At 69.7% G+C, this 17,182-nt stretch carries 16 protein-coding genes; 7 read left to right on the forward strand and 9 right to left on the reverse strand.

What is annotated here, in order from left to right:
* Positions 1–16 precede the first annotated feature (16 nt).
* The 4 genes from ACQ260_RS06130 to ACQ260_RS06145 form a co-directional block, all read right to left on the reverse strand.
* A complete protein-coding gene (locus ACQ260_RS06130; RefSeq protein WP_432558532.1) occupies positions 17–487 on the reverse strand; it encodes a TM2 domain-containing protein in 471 nt (156 codons plus the stop codon).
* Between the two features lie 42 nt (positions 488–529).
* The gene (locus tag ACQ260_RS06135; protein WP_432558533.1) at positions 530–2,032 is read right to left on the reverse strand and encodes an NCS2 family permease; all 1,503 of its coding nucleotides are present in this window, start codon (positions 2,030–2,032) and stop codon (positions 530–532) included.
* Positions 2,033–2,113: 81 nt separating this feature from the next.
* On the reverse strand, positions 2,114–2,914 hold the full coding sequence (locus tag ACQ260_RS06140; protein WP_432558534.1) for a DUF3027 domain-containing protein: 801 nt from the start codon (positions 2,912–2,914) through the stop codon (positions 2,114–2,116).
* Positions 2,915–2,939: 25 nt separating this feature from the next.
* Entirely contained in the window at positions 2,940–3,323 is a 384-nt protein-coding gene (locus ACQ260_RS06145) for a cold-shock protein (RefSeq protein ID WP_432558535.1), read from the reverse strand.
* 103 nt (positions 3,324–3,426) lie between these two features.
* Here ACQ260_RS06145 and ACQ260_RS06150 point away from each other — a divergent pair, with 103 nt between their 5' ends.
* The 4 genes from ACQ260_RS06150 to ACQ260_RS06165 all read left to right on the forward strand — a co-directional run bounded on the left by ACQ260_RS06150 (position 3,427) and on the right by ACQ260_RS06165 (position 8,876).
* Entirely contained in the window at positions 3,427–4,233 is an 807-nt protein-coding gene (locus ACQ260_RS06150) for a hypothetical protein (RefSeq protein WP_432558536.1), read from the forward strand.
* The gene (locus ACQ260_RS06155; RefSeq protein WP_432558537.1) at positions 4,233–6,356 is read left to right on the forward strand and encodes a helicase-associated domain-containing protein; all 2,124 of its coding nucleotides are present in this window, start codon (positions 4,233–4,235) and stop codon (positions 6,354–6,356) included. The genes ACQ260_RS06150 and ACQ260_RS06155 overlap by 1 nt, the downstream gene beginning before the upstream one ends.
* A gap of 189 nt (positions 6,357–6,545) precedes the next feature.
* Complete coding sequence (locus ACQ260_RS06160; protein ID WP_432558538.1) at positions 6,546–8,213, forward strand: DNA repair helicase XPB; 1,668 nt, start codon at positions 6,546–6,548, stop codon at positions 8,211–8,213.
* Between the two features lie 9 nt (positions 8,214–8,222).
* Positions 8,223–8,876 (forward strand): hypothetical protein, encoded by a 654-nt coding sequence (locus ACQ260_RS06165; RefSeq protein ID WP_432558539.1) that lies wholly within the window; start codon positions 8,223–8,225, stop codon positions 8,874–8,876.
* On the opposite strand, the gene ACQ260_RS06170 is transcribed toward ACQ260_RS06165, so the two are convergent.
* The 4 genes from ACQ260_RS06170 to groL all read right to left on the reverse strand — a co-directional run bounded on the left by ACQ260_RS06170 (position 8,877) and on the right by groL (position 13,311).
* Positions 8,877–9,431 carry an NUDIX hydrolase gene (locus tag ACQ260_RS06170; protein ID WP_432558540.1) on the reverse strand — a complete coding sequence of 185 codons (555 nt, stop codon included), beginning with the start codon at positions 9,429–9,431 and terminating at the stop codon, positions 8,877–8,879. It abuts the gene before it with no gap.
* A 231-nt stretch (positions 9,432–9,662) separates the two neighbouring features.
* Positions 9,663–10,373, reverse strand: a complete 711-nt coding sequence (locus ACQ260_RS06175; protein ID WP_432558541.1) for a copper homeostasis protein CutC — start codon at positions 10,371–10,373, stop codon at positions 9,663–9,665.
* Positions 10,370–11,500 carry a dipeptidase gene (locus tag ACQ260_RS06180; protein ID WP_432558542.1) on the reverse strand — a complete coding sequence of 377 codons (1,131 nt, stop codon included), beginning with the start codon at positions 11,498–11,500 and terminating at the stop codon, positions 10,370–10,372. The genes ACQ260_RS06175 and ACQ260_RS06180 overlap by 4 nt, the downstream gene beginning before the upstream one ends.
* A gap of 185 nt (positions 11,501–11,685) precedes the next feature.
* Positions 11,686–13,311, reverse strand: coding sequence for a chaperonin GroEL (gene groL / locus ACQ260_RS06185; RefSeq protein ID WP_432558543.1), 1,626 nt, complete (start codon positions 13,309–13,311; stop codon positions 11,686–11,688).
* 229 nt (positions 13,312–13,540) lie between these two features.
* On the opposite strand from groL, the gene ACQ260_RS06190 reads away from it, so the two are divergent.
* Together ACQ260_RS06190 and ACQ260_RS06195 are read left to right on the forward strand one after the other, a co-directional pair.
* The gene (locus tag ACQ260_RS06190) at positions 13,541–13,963 is read left to right on the forward strand and encodes a hypothetical protein (RefSeq protein ID WP_432558544.1); all 423 of its coding nucleotides are present in this window, start codon (positions 13,541–13,543) and stop codon (positions 13,961–13,963) included.
* The gene (locus ACQ260_RS06195) at positions 13,960–15,348 is read left to right on the forward strand and encodes a hypothetical protein (RefSeq protein ID WP_432558545.1); all 1,389 of its coding nucleotides are present in this window, start codon (positions 13,960–13,962) and stop codon (positions 15,346–15,348) included. The genes ACQ260_RS06190 and ACQ260_RS06195 overlap by 4 nt, the downstream gene beginning before the upstream one ends.
* A gap of 56 nt (positions 15,349–15,404) precedes the next feature.
* On the opposite strand, the gene ACQ260_RS06200 is transcribed toward ACQ260_RS06195, so the two are convergent.
* Entirely contained in the window at positions 15,405–15,695 is a 291-nt protein-coding gene (locus tag ACQ260_RS06200; protein WP_432558546.1) for a DUF3263 domain-containing protein, read from the reverse strand.
* An 82-nt stretch (positions 15,696–15,777) separates the two neighbouring features.
* On the opposite strand from ACQ260_RS06200, the gene manA reads away from it, so the two are divergent.
* The gene (gene manA, locus ACQ260_RS06205; protein WP_432558547.1) at positions 15,778–16,971 is read left to right on the forward strand and encodes a mannose-6-phosphate isomerase, class I; all 1,194 of its coding nucleotides are present in this window, start codon (positions 15,778–15,780) and stop codon (positions 16,969–16,971) included.
* Positions 16,972–17,182 lie beyond the last annotated feature (211 nt).

Genomic DNA, 17,182 nt, shown 5'->3' on the forward strand with positions numbered 1-17,182 from the left:
TTTCCGGGCGCTCGGATCAGCGATAGGTGGTCGGCGGGCCCTGATTCATCGGCACCATGAGCCGGGCATTGTGCTGGTTCGCGGCCATCACGGCCCAGATCACGCCGATGGGAATCGTCACCAACAGGATCAACGCGGCCGTGAACCAGATCAGCACGATGTTGACCAGGAACAGTGTGAGTGCCCCCTGCCAGGTCGAATAGAGCATGCCGAGCGGCCCGAAGAAGAAGGCGAGCACACCGGCGGTCGCGGGCGACTTCTGCGCCGGCGCCACGACCACCGGAACGACCGGTGCGGCGACCACGGGATAGTACGGCTGGGCGGGCGGCCCTGCGTACGGCTGCTGGCCGTAACCCGGATAGTTCTGCTGGCCGAAGGGCGGCGTCTGCTGGGGGTACGCCGGATAGTTCTGCCCCGTCGGGTTCTGCTGCGAGTTGCCGTAGCCACCGTACGGCCGCGTGCCCGGCTGCTCCCACTGCTGTGACATTGGTCCCCCTAGCAAATGCTTGGGCACAGTTTAACCCGCTGGTCAGCCGAAGAACTGTCCGATCAGCCCTTGGGTGAAATAGATGACGAAGAGGAGGGCGACGACATACATGAGCGGGTGGACCTGCCGGAACTTGCCCCGGGCGACCTTGAGGACCACATAGGCAATGAAGCCCGCGCCGATGCCGGTCGTCACCGAGAACGCGAACGGCATGAGCGCGATCGTCAGGAACGCCGGCAGCCCGTCCTCGATCTCGTCCCAGTCGATCGCGGTGACTTGGCTCATCATGAGGAAGCCGACGAACAACAGGATCGGGGTGGCGGCCTCGGACGGCACGACGTTCACCAACGGCGCGAGGAAGACGGCGACGAGAAAGGCCGCTCCCGTCACCACCGACGCCAGGCCGGTGCGCGCGCCCTCGCCGACGCCGGCGGCCGACTCGACATAGGACGTGTTGGAGGACACCGAACCCAGACCACCGGCGATGGCGGCGGCGGAGTCGACGAGCAGGATCGGGGTCAGATGGGGCGGGTTGCCGTTGTCGTCGAGGAGCTTGCCCTCTGCGCCGACCGCAACGACCGTGCCCATCGTGTCGAAGAAGTCCGCGAGCAGCAGCGAGAAGATCAGCAGCACGAGCATCAGCACGGCGCTGAACTCGAAGCCACCTGCGGCGAAGCCACCGAACAGGTCCACGCGCCCGAGCAGCGACAGGTCGGGCAGCGAGAACAGTTGTCCGAGCTCCGGGACGTTCAGCTTCCATCCCGTGGGGTTCACCACGGCGCCCGTCGCATCGGTCATCGATCCGATGCGAAGCACGGACTCGACGATGATCGCCAGCACCGTCGCCCCGCCGATGGCGATGAGAAGAGCGCCCGGCACCTTGCGTGCGTACAGAATCGCCGCCAACGCCAACCCGATCAGAAAGATCGCGACCGGCCACCCCATCAGGGAGCCGCTGATGCCGAACTCCACCGGCGGGCCGCCCTCGGGTTTGCGCACGATGCCGCCGTCGAGCAGACCGACGAAAGCGATGAACAAGCCGATGCCGACAGCGATGCCGGTGCGCAGGGACCGCGGCACGGCCCGGAACACGGCCGTCCGGAAGCCGGTGAGCACGAGGATCGTGATCAGCACGCCCTCCCAGACCACGAGGCCCATGGCTTGGGGCCAGGTCATCTTCGGCGCGATCACATAGGCCAGGAGGGCATTCAACCCGAGCCCGGCCGCCAGGCCGAGCGGGAACCGGCCCAGCACGCCCATGAGGATCGTCATGATGCCCGCGATCAGGGCGGTGGCCGCGGCGACCATCGCGATCGTCGGGCCGACGTTCTCGGGCGTGGCCGGCAGCCCTGAGATCAGGTGCCCGGTCGCGTCGGGGACAGTGCCGATGATGAGGGGGTTGAGGGCGATGATGTACGCCATCGTGAAGAACGTGACCAGCCCACCACGGACCTCACGGCCGACGTTCGAGCCGCGTTCGGTGATGTGGAACCAGCGATCGAGCGCACCCCGCGGCGCCGTCGTGACCGATGTGTCGAGTGCCATGAGGTCACGCTATGGCTTGGAATCCCCGTCGACGCGCGGTGGACGGTGAGCGGACGCCGTTGCGTTGCCGCGTCCCCTTGGTCAGTCGAACAGCGCGTCCTCGGTGTTGATCGTGTCCCACACCGGCGCGGGGAGTTCGGCGGATCGCTCGGGCGAGACGACATCGGAGTGGCCGCCGCAGCCGTGGTCGATGCTGACGACCTGACGGTCCGACGGGGAATATTCGTTGGCACATGCGCCGAACAACACACCCATGCTGCCGCTCAGGCGCAGGAAATAGCCGCAGCTCGCGCAACTCGCCGGCGCCTGCCTGGCCATATCGGTCTCGGGGCCGCCGTCGGACTCGAGCCAGCGTTCGGCGGCTTCGTCACGACCGTACGCAGACAGCACCCGCTCCCGCCCCAACCCGAGTTCGGCCACCACGGCGCGCATTGCGGAAGCCTCGGCGGGTTCGAGATCCTTCGCATATTCCCCTGCCGTATAACCCGGCTCCAAGCGAGGATCGTTGTCCGGCGTGGGCATAAGAACGCCGGGCGCGACGTCGCCGGCCTCGATGCGGTCGGCCCACGGCACCCACTCCGGTGCGAGGATCGCGTCGTCGCCGGGCAGCAGAACCACCTCGTCGACGGTCACCTTCTTGGCCCGCGATGCCCGGACGACCGTGACGGCCCAGCGCCAGCCCCGATAGCCCGGGTGGGTCGACGCGAAATAGTGCGTGACGACCCGGTCGCCCTCGGCGACCACACCGAGGTGGTCCCCGACGGTCTGGGTGACGGACGCCGCCTCCAGGGCCGCGTCGCGCGCGAGGTCGATGGCCTCGGCGCAGGCGGGATCGAGCTTGGGCGCCCGCGGGCGACGCGTGCTGGTCTTCTGCTCCGTCATCTCAGACATTCTGGAGTCCGTCCGCTCAGAGTTCCAACTCGTCCGCCACTGCACGCAACACTTGCGCGATCTTGTGCGCATGTTTCTGGTCGGGGTGGCGACCGCGGCGATAGCCGGCACCGATCCCGTCGAGCAGCTTGATGAGGTCCTCCGTCAGCACGGCCAGTTGTTCCGGGCGTTTGCGTGAGGCCTTGGACAGCGACGGCGGCGTCTCGAGGATCGTCACGGAGAGAGCCTGCTCGCCCTTGCGTCCCTCGACGACCCCGAACTCCACCTTCTGCCCCGGTTTGAGAGTGGTGACGCCCGCGGGCAGGGCGTTGGCGCGCACATAGACGTCACCACCACCCTCTTTGACCAGGAAGCCGAAACCCTTTTCCGCGTCATAGAAGCGGACCTTGCCAACCGGCACTGCAACCTCACTCGAAACAGAACACGAAGCCCCGCACCAGATGTGCCGGGGCCAGCCCACAGTCTAGCCGGGCCATGCCGGGCTCGCGTCTAGGATTACGGGCATGGCTACGTGGGAGGACGGACCGGAGTACGCACCCGTCGAGCGCCCCAGCGCGTTCGACGAGCCTGCGGCCGTGCGCCCACTGGAGAAGGCACCGCCGCGGGAGATGCCCTCGGCTGGCGCACCGCTCGTCGAGCCGGCGTTCGACCAGCGAGTGGAGGTGGCCCCGCTGGCCGAGCACCACCCCGCCCGCGGCCCCGAGCGGGACCCCGAGCAGCCTTATGCGGTGGCCAGCAGCGTCATGACCGAAACCGACTCTGCCTGGAGCACGGTCGTGCATTATCACGTGCAGCCCGAGCAGCATGCGGGTCCCGTCGCCCCCGACCCGCGCGCCCCGATCACGGTCGCGGGCACAGAAATCCAGCACAGCGCGCCACAGCCCGAATGGCTCCCACCCGAACCGGTCCCGGACGCCGAGCCGGCCCCGACGTTCGGTGCGGTGTTCAACGCGATGAGCGCGCCGACCTTCATCACGCTCCTCATCGGTGGCCTGGCGATGGCGGTGCCGTTGTTCGGTTGGCTGTCGCCCTTGATGTTCGTCCTGGCGTTCCTCACCTCCGGCCGGATTGCCTATCGCCGACATTGGGTGCGCCTGGCCTTCCTGGTCGGGGCGGGAGCACTCGGGACCACGATCATCGTGGGCCTGCTGTTCTCCCCGGTCGATCTGCTCGCCTATTTCATGCTCGTGCAGGCCGTCTCCACCGTCGTGTGCTGGCTGGTGCTGTTCGCGGTGCTCGGCATCGTCTGGCAGGCGCTCGCGGCCAAGGAGCCACCTGACCACCCGGGCCGCCGGACCGGCTGGAGCTGATGCCCGGCCTGATCGACGCCCTCCGGGAGCTCACCGCCGCCGAGCTGACCCGGCTGCTCACCGACCGACCGGACCTGGCCGTCCCCGCACCCGCCGACCTTGCCCAGGTCGCCGACCGGGCGATTGCGCCGGCCTCGCTCCGGCGCGCTCTCGATCTGCTCGACCGCCGCCAGCTCGCCGTGGCCGAAGCGATCGCGGCTCTGGCGCGGCCGAGTCCGGCATCGGTGGCGGATCTCGTCGGCTTCGATCCGGGGCCGGTGCTCGCCCGGTTGGCCGAGTTGGGGTTGGTGTGGGGCGCGCTCGAGCACTGTCTGCACCAGGTGTTCGAGCCCTTTCCCGGCGGACTCGCCCCGGAGTCTCCCGAGCCGCTGAGTGCGCAGGAGATCCACCTGGCGCTCGTGGATCTGCCGGCGGCGGCGCACGACGTGCTCCACAAACTCACCCCCGGTCCACCCACGGGAGCCGTCCGGCACGCCGACCGCACGATCAGCCAACCCACCACACCGATCGAACACCTGCTGGCGCGCGGGCTCCTCCGCGCCGCGGACGCCAACACCGTCGTCATCCCCCGCGAGGTCGCCCTGCACCTGCGCGGCGGTGTGCTCCGCGAGACCCCGGGGGAACCAGCCGGGCCCCGCCCGGGTCCGCGAGCGCTCCGCATCATCGACTCCGCCGCGGTCGGGGCGGCCGTCGAGTTCGTGCAGACGATCGAGGGGCTGCTGGACGGGCTGAGCCGGCGTACCCCCATCCCTCTCCGCACCGGCGGACTCCCCGCACGCGACCTGACCGTCCTCGCCCACGCCGTCGACGCGGACCCGGACAAGGCCGCGTTCGCGCTCGAGGTCGCCCACTCCGCCCGCCTGCTGGTGGCGACCGGTCCGGCCATCGTCCCGACCGATGCGTTCGAGCGGTGGTTGGGGCTGGGGTTGGCGGAACGGTACGCGGAGATCCTGCGCACGTGGTTCCGCTCCCGGCGCTGGTTCGCAACCGGTCGGGCCGAAGGTGGCCGGCCCCTGGCGTCCGCGACCACTCCTGCCGTGAACGAACTCCCGTGGGCACCGGACCTGCGGCGTGCCCTCCTCACCCCGCTCGCCCCCGGCCATGCCATCGACGTCGACGCGCTGACCGACTGGGCCGCCTGGCACCGACCGGCCCTCGAGCGGGCGGGCGACCTCGGCGCCCTCACGGCGGCGGTCCTGGCCGAGGCCGATTGGCTGGGGCTGACCGCATTCGATCAGGCCTCGACGCTCGTGACCGGAGTCACCGCCGAACTGCCCACCGAGACCACCGCGCTCTTCCCGGAATTCACCGACCACCTGATCCTCCAGAGCGACCTCACCGCGGTCGCCACCGGCCCGTTGGACCGGAGCACCGCAGCCGTCCTCGCGCTGCTGGCCGACACCGAGTCCCGCGGCGGGGGCGGGGTGTTCCGGTTCACCGCGTCCTCGGTGCGGCGCGGTTTCGATGCGGGCTGGGCCGCCGACGACATCGAGGCGTGGCTGGCGGGGCATTCGCACACGGAGGTGCCGCAGCCGCTGCGCTATCTCATCAGCGACATCGCCCGACTGCATGGCACCGTGCGGGTCGGTGCCGCGCGGGCGTACGTCCGCATCGATGACCCCGTCCGCCTCAACACCGTGCTCGAGCACCCCCTCGCCGCGGAGTTCGGGCTGCGGCAGGTCGGCCCCGAGACGCTCGTCGCTGCCGCCGACCCGGCCGAGGTGGTCGATTTGCTGCGTCAGGTCGGGCTCACCCCGGCCGCCGAGAACGCTGCCGGCGAGATGCTCGCCAGCCCGCCGCCGCGCCGCCCACCGGCCCCGACGCAGAGCCGGCGTACTCCCCCCGACCCCGCCGCCGTCGCGGCCACCCTCATCGCTCAGCGCAACAACCGGCAGATCGCCGCGCGAACCGAGGCAGCGCTCGACCTGCTCGACCGGGCCGCCCGGGAGTCCTTGCGGGTGGAGGTGGAGTTCGTCGCCGCGGACGGCACGCCGGCCGTCGAGGTCGCCGTGCCGCTCTCGCTGGCGGCGGGGGTGGTGCGGTTGGCTGGAGGCACGCAGCAGTCCCTGCCGCTGGCCCGGATCACTGCCGTGCGTCTGGGCTCGAACCGTGCGGAGGCCTGAGTGCGGGGAGGGGCCAAAAGCCAGCCTCAGCCAGCCCACTTTGCACACCGTCAAGCTCATTGCACCCGAAAGGGACGTGTGCAAAGTCAGCCACCGGGTGCATAGTCGTCGCAATCCCCTGTGTCGGGCTCCGTGACGCTCCAACTCCGCGTTCGGATCGGGCGCGTGCCGGGGATACACTCGCCGGTCATGGGTCCGTTGGTGGTGCAGTCCGACCGTACGCTGCTGCTCGAGGTCAACCACCCCGATGCCGACGCCTGCCGCATCGCGATCGCGCCCTTCGCCGAGTTGGAACGGGCACCGGAGCACATCCACACCTATCGGCTCACCCCGCTGGGCCTCTGGAATGCGCGCGCCGCCGGACATGACGCCGAACAGGTCGTCGACACGCTCATCACCTATTCGCGCTATCCGGTGCCGTCGTCGCTGCTCATCGACGTGGCGGACACGATGGACCGCTATGGCCGGCTCCGCATCGAGAAGCACCCCACCCACGGCCTGGTGCTCACCTCAACCGACGCCCCCGTCCTCACGGAGGTGCTGCGCTCGGCCAAGGCCAAGGGTCTGCTCGGTGCGCGCATCGACGACGAGACGGTCGTGGTCCATCCGTCGGAGCGCGGCAACCTCAAGCAGGTCCTGCTCAAGCTCGGCTGGCCCGCGGAAGATCTCGCGGGCTATGTCGATGGTGAGGCGCACGCGATCGCCCTGGATCATGCGGAGCGCGACGATCGGCCGGCCTGGGAGCTGCGGCCCTATCAGGAGCAGGCCGCGGATGCGTTCTGGCACGGCGGCTCCGGCGTGGTGGTCCTGCCGTGCGGGGCCGGCAAGACCGTCGTCGGCGCGGCTGCGATGGCCCGGGCGCAGTCGACCACGCTGATCCTGGTGACGAACACGGTGTCGGCGCGGCAGTGGCGGGACGAGCTGCTGCGGCGTACATCCCTCACCCCCGACGAAATCGGCGAATATTCCGGCGTCCGCAAAGAGATCCGCCCCGTCACGATCGCGACCTATCAGGTGATCACGACCAAGCGCAACGGCATCCACCCGCACCTGGAGCTCTTCGACGCGCGCGACTGGGGTCTGGTGATCTATGACGAGGTGCACCTGTTGCCCGCGCCCGTCTTCCGTATGACCGCGGACCTCCAGGCCCGCCGGCGGCTCGGGCTCACCGCGACGCTGGTCCGGGAGGACGGGCGCGAGGGTGATGTGTTCTCACTGATCGGGCCGAAGCGGTTCGACGCTCCCTGGAAGGACATCGAGACGCAGGGCTGGATCGCGCCGGCGGACTGTGTCGAGGTGCGGGTGACGCTGACGGCGGAGGAGCGGATGACGTACGCCCTCGCCGATCACGACGTCCGCTATCGCCTGGCCGCGACCGCCGACTCCAAGACGAAAGTGGTGCTGGACCTCGTGCGACGGCATGAGGGGGTGCCGCGGTTGGTGATCGGGCAGTACGTGGACCAGCTCGACGAGATCGCCGAAGCGCTGGGAGCGCCGGTGATCAAAGGCGGGACGTCGACGAAGCGTCGCGAGGAGCTCTATGCGGCCTTCCGGTCCGGAGAAATCGACCTGCTCGTCGTGTCCAAGGTGGCCAACTTCTCGGTCGATCTCCCGACCGCGCAGGTGGCGATTCAGGTGTCCGGGGCATTCGGTTCCCGCCAGGAGGAGGCGCAACGCCTGGGCCGTCTCCTGCGGCCGAAAGACGGCCTGACTGCGCGGTTCTATGCGGTGGTCGCGCGGGACACCGTGGATGCGGACTTCGCGCAGCACCGGCAGCGGTTCCTGGCGGAGCAGGGGTACGCGTACCGTGTCGCGGACGCGCACGAACTGGAGGGCGAAGGACACCGGCCGGGCTAGACTCGCGGGGTGCCGAGCCCCGATCCTGACAGAGAGTTCCTGCCGGGCGACCGGAATTATCCCGTCGAGCGGAGGGTCGTCCCCGACGAGCCGCCGCCCGCGCCGCGGCGCACCTATCCCAAGTCGTTGCTGATCATGGGCGCAGTCCTGGTGGCTGCGCTCCTGGTGGGTGGGTTCGTGTGGCTCCGCGTGTTCCTGGGCGACCCGGCGGCGCGTTCCGACGTCGCGCCCGAGCCGCTCACGACCCTGACACCGCGATCGGGCACCCCGATGCCGCTGCAGACCGTCGACGTGGGGCAGCGTGTGCCGATCCAGGGTCTCTATGGCCAGGGCTCGTTCATGGTGGTTCGCCACGAATGGTCTGCCGAGGGTGATCTGCCAACCAGCCTGGGTCGGCAATATCTGAACGTCGAGGTCCGCTATGACTCTGCCGAGGGCTCGCTGTTCATCAAGCCGGACTTCTTCGCCGCCTATGACGTGAACAAGAACGAATATCTCTCCACCATCGGCTCCGGCAAGGATCCGATCCAGCCGCAGGAACTCCAGGCAGGTCAGTCCGCGACAGGATGGGTGTCGGTTGAAGTGCCGCCCGGGCGAACCTTTTTCGTGGTCAGCGACGAGGGCATCAACGCGCTGGTGATGGTGGACATCCCAGGTCCTTGATCACACCTCGCGTGTCGACTCGTCGGTCTCGCGACCGTAGTCGACCGGCCACCGCCCGGGCTCGTCCGCCAGCGCGATGAGCTCGAGGAGATAGTGCGGCCAGATCCATTCGGTGGTGTCAGCGAGTTCGTCGAGCGTCCACCAGCGATTCGATTGCAGCGTCAGTTGCTCATCGACGGTGTGGCCGCTGACGTCGACGTCGAACTTGGGCACATCCACGAGATAGAACGCCTCGGCTTGCTCGAGCACTTCGTCGGAATAGCCATGCACCGCGATCCGGCGCGACACCGGGCCGATCAGGTCGTCCTCGCCGACGACCAAGCCGGTCTCCTCCGCCAGCTCGCGCACCGCGGCCTGAGGCTCGGTCTCCCCGGGGTCGATCCCACCACCGGGGGTGACCCACCAGCGCAAGTCCGCGTAACCCGGATCCGAGTCCTCGAACAGCAAAATCTCGTCGCCCGCCCGGACCACGATGCGCACGGCCGAGCGGATCTTGTTACGCCGGTCGGCGGGGTCGTCGGGGATGAAGAACGGGACGCGGGTGGGTTCGCTCACGTCGGCCAGCCTAGGGCCCGTTCGGCCGGTCTGCGGTTGGCGCGCCTCCCGAGCCGGGCAGAAGCGGCAGGCGACTAGTGGAGGACCGCGTCACAAGCAGCAGTTTTTCGGGGGTCCGTGACAACTATGTCGATGGGCCCTGCCAGAAATGCGGTTTGTGACCGCTGCCGCGCATATCCCGTCGTGAGGTCACACCTCGGGCGCCGATGCCGAGGCGGCCGCAGCGCCCGCCTAACGGGTCGTCGGGCGATGGCGGGTCTCGGCGTCGATGAGCGTCCGCCAGGCCTGGACAAGGCCGGCGTCGACATAGGCCTTCCAGGAGCCGAGCGGCCGGGCGGCGGAGGTGATGTGGAAGGACCGCACGCCGGCGCGCACCAGCCAGGGCACGTGCTCCGGTCGCAGGTCGCCGCCGGCCTGGATCAGCGCCGCCGTCGCGGCATCGGCCCGGGCGCGGGCGATCAGGTCGTCGAGGCCGTGCTCGAGGTCGCGGGCGGATCCCGCGGTGAGCACCTGGTCGAGGCGCGGCAAGGTCTGCAGCGTGCGCCAGGATCGGTCGGTGTCGAGCGCGTGGTCGATCGCCCGGTGACAGGTCCAGGGCCACTCGCCTTCGCTGAGGATCGCGGTCAGCACCTCGGCGTCGATGTCACCGTGCCCGTTGAGGAACCCCATGACGATCCCGTCCGCACCGGCGTCGACATAGCTCGCGGCGAGGCCACGCAGGCGCGTCACCTCGCCGCCATCGGTCCCGAACCCGTCCCGCAGCCTGAGCAGCACGCGGACCTGGATCGTGGTCGCGTCACGGACCCTCTCCACCAGCGCAGGCTCCGGCGACATCCCGGCATCGGTCAGCGAACCGACCAGTTGGACGCGGTCGGCCCCGCCCTCCTCGGCTCGCTGGGCATCGGCCGGATGCAGCGCCAACACCTCGAGCAGCGCGCTCATGACCCGATTGTGGCGCACTCCTGCACGCGGGCGAAGGTTGCGACCGCGTTTCGCCAGCCGAGTTTCTCGAGCTCTGTCCTGCTCCAGCCACGCTCCGCAAGCGCAGCGAACAGCCGCGGATAGCTGGCGACATCCTGCAGATCCGCCGGCAGCCAGGTCGTGCCGTCGAAGTCGCCCCCGATGCCGACGTGGTCGATGCCGGCCACCTCACGCACGTGTTCGATGTGCGCAACGACGTCCTCGAGGGTCGCGTCGGGGCGCGGCGTCGGATAGGCGGCGTCGAACGCGGCCGCTTCGGGGTCCGACCACTGCACGAGACCGGCGGCCCGGGCCGCGAGGGCATAGTCCTCCGCCCATTCCGCCACCGCCGACGAGACGAACGACGCGACGAACGTGACCATGCAGATCCCGCCCCCGGCCGCCGTCGCTGCCAGGACGTCATCGGGAACGTTGCGCGGATGGTTGGTGATCGCGCGCGCCGACGAATGGGAGAAGATCACCGGCGCGGTCGATTCGGCGAGCGCATCACGCATCGTCGCGTCCGAGGTGTGCGACAGATCGACCATCATGCCGAGGCGGTTCATCTCGGCGACGACCTCGCGGCCGAAATCCGACAGCCCGTTGTGGAGCGGCTTGTCGGTGGCCGAGTCGGCCCACTCATTGTTCTCGTTGTGGGTGAGCGTGAGATAGCGGACACCCCGCCGATGCAGTTCGCGCAGCTTGTCGAGCGATCCTTCGATGGCATGCCCGCCTTCCGCGCCGATGAGCGAGGCGATGGGGGTCTCCGCGCTCTCCGCGTCGTGGGGCGTCTCGATCAACCGAGCGGCATCGGCGGCATCAGTGGCGAGGGCGAGCCGACCAGGGTGACGCGCGATCAGGTCATGGACGAGATCGATCTGCTGGCATGCATCCCCGAAGAAAGAGCCAGTGGTGGGGAGTGCGGGCGGCCGCACACCGGGCACGAACACCGACCAGAACTGTCCCCGGACTCCCCCGGCGCGCAACCGGGGGAAGTCCGTGTGGAGTTCCGGAATCCCGGCCACGGGATCACAGGTGTCGAGGTCGCCGGCGAACCGGACCCGGAGCTCCCACGGGAGATCGTTGTGGCCATCGAGGACAGGGATCACGTTGGCACGATATCGGGCCCGGCCAGGCCTCAGAGCGCGGCATAGAGGGCGTTGCCAGCGCCTGGGCATCCCCTCGGCGTCCAGGCCAGGGCGATCCAGCCGAGTTGTGCGCGGGAACGCCGAAGCGGCCCCGGGAAATCCCCGGGGCCGCTCCAGTTGCTGCTGGTGATGCAATCAGCTCAGGCTCAGAAGCCCATGCCGCCCATCTCGTCACCGGCGTGGCCGCCCGGCATGGCCGGAGCCTTCTCCGGCTTGTCGGCGATCACGGCCTCGGTGGTGAGGAACAGCGCGGCGATCGACGCGGCGTTCTGGAGCGCCGAGCGGGTCACCTTGGCGGGGTCGATGATCCCGGCGGGGATCATGGCGACGTAGTCACCGGTGGCCGCATTGAGGCCTTCGCCGGCCGCCAGCTGGCGGACCTTCTCCACCACGACGCCGCCTTCGAAGCCCGCGTTCTCGGCGATCTGGCGCAGCGGGGCGTTGACCGCGTCGAACACGATCTTGGCGCCGACGGCCTCGTCACCGGACAGCTCGAGGTTAACCTGGTTGGCGGCCTGGATGAGCGCGACGCCGCCGCCGGGGACGATGCCCTCCTCGACCGCAGCCTTGGCGTTGCGGACGGCATCCTCGATGCGGTGCTTCCGCTCCTTGAGCTCGACCTCGGTCGCCGCGCCGACCTTGATGACGGCCACGCCGCCGGCCAGCTTGGCGAGGCGCTCCTGGAGCTTCTCGCGGTCATAGTCGGAGTCGGAGTTCTCGATCTCGTTGCGGATCTGCTTGACCCGGCCGGCGAGCTCCTCGGCGTCGCCGCCGCCGTCGACGATCGTGCAATCGTCCTTGGTCACGCGGACCTGGCGGGCGGTGCCGAGCAGTTCGAGGGTGACGGCGTCGAGCTTGAGGCCGACGTCCTCGGAGATGACCTGGCCGCCGGTGAGGATCGCGATGTCACCCAGCATGGCCTTGCGGCGATCGCCGAAGCCCGGTGCCTTGACGGCCACCGACTTGAAGGTGCCACGGATCTTGTTGACGATCAGGCCGGCGAGAGCCTCGCCCTCGACGTCCTCGGCGATCACGACGAGCGGCTTGCCCGACTGCATGACCTTCTCCAGCACGGGGAGGAGGTCCTTCAGGGAGCCGATCTTGGAGTTGACGATCAGGATGTAGGGATCATCCAGCACCGTCTCCATGCGCTCGGTGTCGGTGACGAAGTAGCCCGAGATGTAGCCCTTGTCGAAGCGCATGCCCTCGGTCAGCTCGAGGTCCAGCCCGAAGGTGTTGGACTCTTCGACGGTGATGACACCTTCCTTGCCGACCTTCTCCATGGCCTCGGCGATGATCTCGCCGACGGTCTCGTCCGCGGCCGAGATCGACGCGGTGGCGGCGATCTGGTCCTTGGTCTCGATCTCGGTGGCCATCGCGAGCAGCTGCTCGCTGATCGCGGCGGTGGCCTTCTCGATGCCCTTCTTCAGGCCCATCGGGTTGGCGCCGGCGGTCACGTTGCGCAGGCCCTCGCGGACCATCGCCTGGGCCAGCACGGTAGCGGTGGTGGTGCCGTCGCCCGCGACGTCGTCGGTCTTCTTGGCGACTTCCTTGACCAGCTCGGCGCCGATCTTCTCGTACGGCTCCTCCAGCTCGATCTCCTTGGCGATCGAGACACCGTCGTTGGTGATCGTGGGGGCGCCCCACTTCTTCTCCAGCACGACGTTGCGGCCCTTCGGGCCCAGGGTGACCTTGACCGCGTCGGCGAGGGTGTTCATGCCCCGCTCGAGCCCGCGGCGGGCCTCGATGTTGAACTCAATAAGCTTTGCCATGTGCTCCGGGAATCCTCCCGCGTCAGGGGTTGTCAATGTCAGATGCGTCAAGACGATGCCCGCGACGGACGGCACCACGGCGTACCCTTTTTCCGGCACAACCCCGGCGCCTCACCGGACTTGACGGTGGCACTCAACAAGCGAGAGTGCCAACACCATGTTTAGCACTCTCCACCGGCGAGTGCAAACAACAGCTGTGGTGGGCCCGACCTTTGCCAGACTGGAACGCATGGCCGCTCGCTATCTGCTCCGCTGGGTGGGAAACGTCTGCAATCTGTCCACCCCGCTCGGCCTGGTCGTCGCCCGGCTGGGTGGGACGCACCTCCGGCGGGGGCCCCGCGGACTGATCGTCGCGGAGGGCTATCGCCCCCGCTTCCCGTACGCCGGCGCCTTCACCGTCGGCAACGTCATCCTCCTCCGCCGCCCACTCAACGCCTGCACCGTGGACCTGCTCGACCACGAGGAAGCGCACAGTTGGCAATACCTCGTGACCGGTCCCCTCTTTCTTCCCCTGTACGCCGTCGCGACCGCGTGGTCGTGGCTCCGCAGCGGGGACCGGGCGGCGTACAACATCTTCGAACGCCACGCCGGGCTCGCCCGCGGCGGCTACCGGACCGACCAGCCGCTGCGACCGCTCTGGACCCGCGCATGAGGGGCGGCAGGTTCTCGCGCCGCACCGGCCTCGCCGGGCTGGGCGGCCTCGTGGTCGCTGCGCTCACGGGCTGTGGGGTCATCCCGGGCGCCCGGGCCCGCCCCATCACCGAGGACTGGCTGGACTCGCGGCCGTGGGTGGCGTCGTTCAGCATCGTGCGTACCGAGGGCTGGGGCCCGGTCCCACTGCCGACGCCGCTGACGGTGTGGGCCCGGGTCCACACGGTCGCCGGGACCGACCGCCCGCGCCTGACCGCGATCGCCCGCGAGGTCGAGGAGTTCGTCGCGGCCGAGTCCGGTCAGGTCCGTGCGCTGTACCTCGATCTCGACTTCGATGCGGGCCGCCTGCCGCTCGGCGGCGACGCGGCACAGAATCAGGCGAACCTCGCCGAGATCGACCGCGCCACCGAACCGCGCGCCGACCGGCTGGAACTCGTCGGGGAGCACGACGGACCGCGCCTGACGGTGACGACGCGATCCGAGGCCGTGCTGGCGTACGCGGCCTGGCTCACGGCGCAGTCCGCCGCGCCCACACCACCCAGGCTGACCGTGCGGGACGGTGCCGACGCGCTGCGGATCGACACCGCGTTCGGCCACACCGCGGCCGTGCGCTCGATCGACGAGGTGGTGAGTACCGCCAGCGCGCTCGCCCCCGTGCTCGGTTTCCACGCCGACACCACCCGGGAGACCACCACCCTCCGGACGACGGTCAGCCGCCGCGGCGACCTGGACCGGGTCTTCCGCGCCATCCGGTCCCGGTGGTCCCGCACCGACCTCGATGTCACGGTGCTGGCCGACGGACTCGGGGTCCGCGGCAGCCTCGACGTGCTCGAGCGCCTCCCGGCGGCGAACGCCCTCATCGCGGCGGCCGCCTTCACCGAACTCGTGGTGCAGGATGCGGAGGAGGCGACCCAGGGGCTGATCCACCTCGTCGCACGGCTGACCGACCCCGCCACGATCGCCGCCGCGGCAACCGCGATCGGGGCCCATCCCGACGCGACCGGCAGCGGCCGCGCGTGGCTGGTCCTCGATCCGATCGCGCGGTTGCGGCTGGCGGGCAGCCCGGCCGATGTGGCGGACTGCGGCGGCCCGGCGCAGGCGGTGCTGACCGGACCCGGCAGCCGACCGAGCGCCGATGGCCGGGACCGCGCGCTTCGGTTGACCCCGGATGCGCCGGTGGCCGCGTTCCCCGCCGTGGCGCGTGCGATCCGGGCCGCGGGCTGGACCGGCGAGCTTGCGTTCACGATCGACCAGGGCTTGTTCTCAGTGCGGTACGCCTCCACCGCGACCGGCCGGGCGCGCGAGGTGACCGTCCTTCGCTCGGTCGGCACGATCGACGGTGCCGCGGCGTGGATCCGCGCGTGGGACGACTCAGCGACGGAATAATCGGCCGGGGCGAGCGGCCGGGGTAGGCCGACGAGTCAACGCCGACGGGGTGGACGTCAGCGCGGGTCGAACCCCAACCGGCGGGCAGAGCGGGCGCGCTGGCGCTCCGCGCGCTGGCGGCGCAGGCGCTTGACGAGGAGGGGGTCGTGGGCGAGCGCTTCCGGGCGGTCGATCAGGGCATTGAGTAGTTGGTAGTAGCGAGTGGCCGACATCTCGAACCGCTCGCGGATGCCCTGCTCCTTCGGGCCGGCGTGCTTCCACCAGTTCCGCTCGTAGTCCAGGATGTCGGCGTCCCGCTCGGTGAGGGCGCCGGCGCGCTCGGGGTTCTGGTTCGCAGCTGCGGGCATATGGGCATCCTAGGCGCCGAATCACACGAGTGTCATTCATGGGACACCGCGCGTCTCCGGTGCCCGCGGCTAGCATCGGGCCATGCAGACCCTGACCGGCGTCATCCAGGACTATGCCTGGGGTTCCCTCGACGGCATTCCCGCGACCCTCGGCACGCCACAGACCGGCGCGCCGCAGGCGGAGTACTGGCTCGGAGCCCACCCCAAGGCCCCCTCGACGCTGCCGGACGGAACACCCCTGGACGCCCACCTCGCCGAACGCCCCGCCCTGATCGGGGCCGCGACCGTCAGCCGGTTCGGGCCGCGGTTGCCGTTCCTGCTCAAGGTCCTGTCCGCCGACCGCGCGCTGTCGCTGCAGGCGCATCCGTCGCGGGCGCAGGCGATCGAGGGGTACGCCCGCGAGAACCGCGACGGCGTCGCCCTCGACGCGCTCGACCGGAACTATCGCGACGACTGGCCCAAGCCCGAAGCCGTGATCGCGCTGACCGAGTTCCACGGCCTGTGCGGCTTCCGCGATCCGGCGCAGACCCGCGCGCTGTTCGCCCAATTGGGTCTGTCCGCGACCGACGACCTCATGCTCCCCCTCGCCGAGCCCGACGGGATCGCCCGGGTCTTCCTGTCGTTCCTGGCCCTCGAGGACCTGTACGCCGACGTGGTCGCCGAGGTCGTCGACGCCGCCCGAGCGGCCCTGCGGACCGCCGAACCGGGCACGGACTTCCACCTCTTCTGCACCACGGCGGTCGAGCTCGCCGAGGATTATCCCGGCGACCCGAGCCTGCTGGCCGCACTCATGCTGAACCGGATCCTCCTGCAGCCCGGCGAGGCGTTCTTCATGCCGGCCGGCAACCTGCACGCCTATCTGCGGGGCACCGGCATCGAGGTCATGTCCAACTCGGACAACGTGCTGCGCGGCGGCCTGACGCCCAAGCACATCGACGTCGACGAGTTGGCCCAGGTGCTCGACTTCACCCCGGGCTTCCCCGGCCTGATCGAGCCGGTCGAGGTCGCACCGGGAGTGCTCCATTATCCAACGGAGGCCCTCGAGTTTGCGGTCTTCCAGCTCACCGAACCCGACGAATCCCCGGTACCCGCCCAGCCATCCGCGCGGATCGTGCTCGTCACCGACGGATCGTTCACGCTGACGGTCGGCGGTGAGGAGCTCACGCTGGCCAAGGGCCAGGCTGCGTTCCTCGAAGCCGGTGAGGACGCGACGGTCACCGGAGCCGGCCAGGCCTTTCTCGCCGCCGGCGGCATCCCGGTGGCCAGCCTGCACTGACGTTGCCGAGGCCGCACTTCTCTGCCCGACTGGTCCCTTCGGCGGTCCATTCCGTCAGATTGGCCGGCCCGCCAGGAGTCCGCGTCGAGCCCTCCTCTTTTGACCCGCCCCCTGGGTCAAAAGGGGACGCCCGTGACCCCGACACCCGGCGCCTCATCCTGGAACGGTCCAGGCGATCGGGGCGGATCGCGGGACAGCTGACTGACTTCCC

The organism is Ammonicoccus luteus (assembly GCF_050880385.1).
Taxonomy (GTDB): domain Bacteria; phylum Actinomycetota; class Actinomycetes; order Propionibacteriales; family Propionibacteriaceae; genus Enemella.

Excerpts from the sequence above, each read along its gene's own strand:
- manA (WP_432558547.1), top strand. The coding sequence starts at position 15,778 with ATGCAGACCCTGACCGGCGTCATCCAGGACTATGCCTGGGGTTCCCTC.
- ACQ260_RS06130 (WP_432558532.1), bottom strand. The coding sequence starts at position 487 with ATGTCACAGCAGTGGGAGCAGCCGGGCACGCGGCCGTACGGTGGCTAC.
- ACQ260_RS06150 (WP_432558536.1), top strand. The coding sequence starts at position 3,427 with ATGGCTACGTGGGAGGACGGACCGGAGTACGCACCCGTCGAGCGCCCC.
- ACQ260_RS06175 (WP_432558541.1), bottom strand. The coding sequence starts at position 10,373 with ATGAGCGCGCTGCTCGAGGTGTTGGCGCTGCATCCGGCCGATGCCCAG.
- ACQ260_RS06155 (WP_432558537.1), top strand. The coding sequence starts at position 4,233 with ATGCCCGGCCTGATCGACGCCCTCCGGGAGCTCACCGCCGCCGAGCTG.
- ACQ260_RS06140 (WP_432558534.1), bottom strand. The coding sequence starts at position 2,914 with ATGACGGAGCAGAAGACCAGCACGCGTCGCCCGCGGGCGCCCAAGCTC.
- ACQ260_RS06135 (WP_432558533.1), bottom strand. The coding sequence starts at position 2,032 with ATGGCACTCGACACATCGGTCACGACGGCGCCGCGGGGTGCGCTCGAT.
- ACQ260_RS06190 (WP_432558544.1), top strand. The coding sequence starts at position 13,541 with ATGGCCGCTCGCTATCTGCTCCGCTGGGTGGGAAACGTCTGCAATCTG.
- ACQ260_RS06160 (WP_432558538.1), top strand. The coding sequence starts at position 6,546 with ATGGGTCCGTTGGTGGTGCAGTCCGACCGTACGCTGCTGCTCGAGGTC.
- ACQ260_RS06200 (WP_432558546.1), bottom strand. The coding sequence starts at position 15,695 with ATGCCCGCAGCTGCGAACCAGAACCCCGAGCGCGCCGGCGCCCTCACC.
- groL (WP_432558543.1), bottom strand. The coding sequence starts at position 13,311 with ATGGCAAAGCTTATTGAGTTCAACATCGAGGCCCGCCGCGGGCTCGAG.
- ACQ260_RS06195 (WP_432558545.1), top strand. The coding sequence starts at position 13,960 with ATGAGGGGCGGCAGGTTCTCGCGCCGCACCGGCCTCGCCGGGCTGGGC.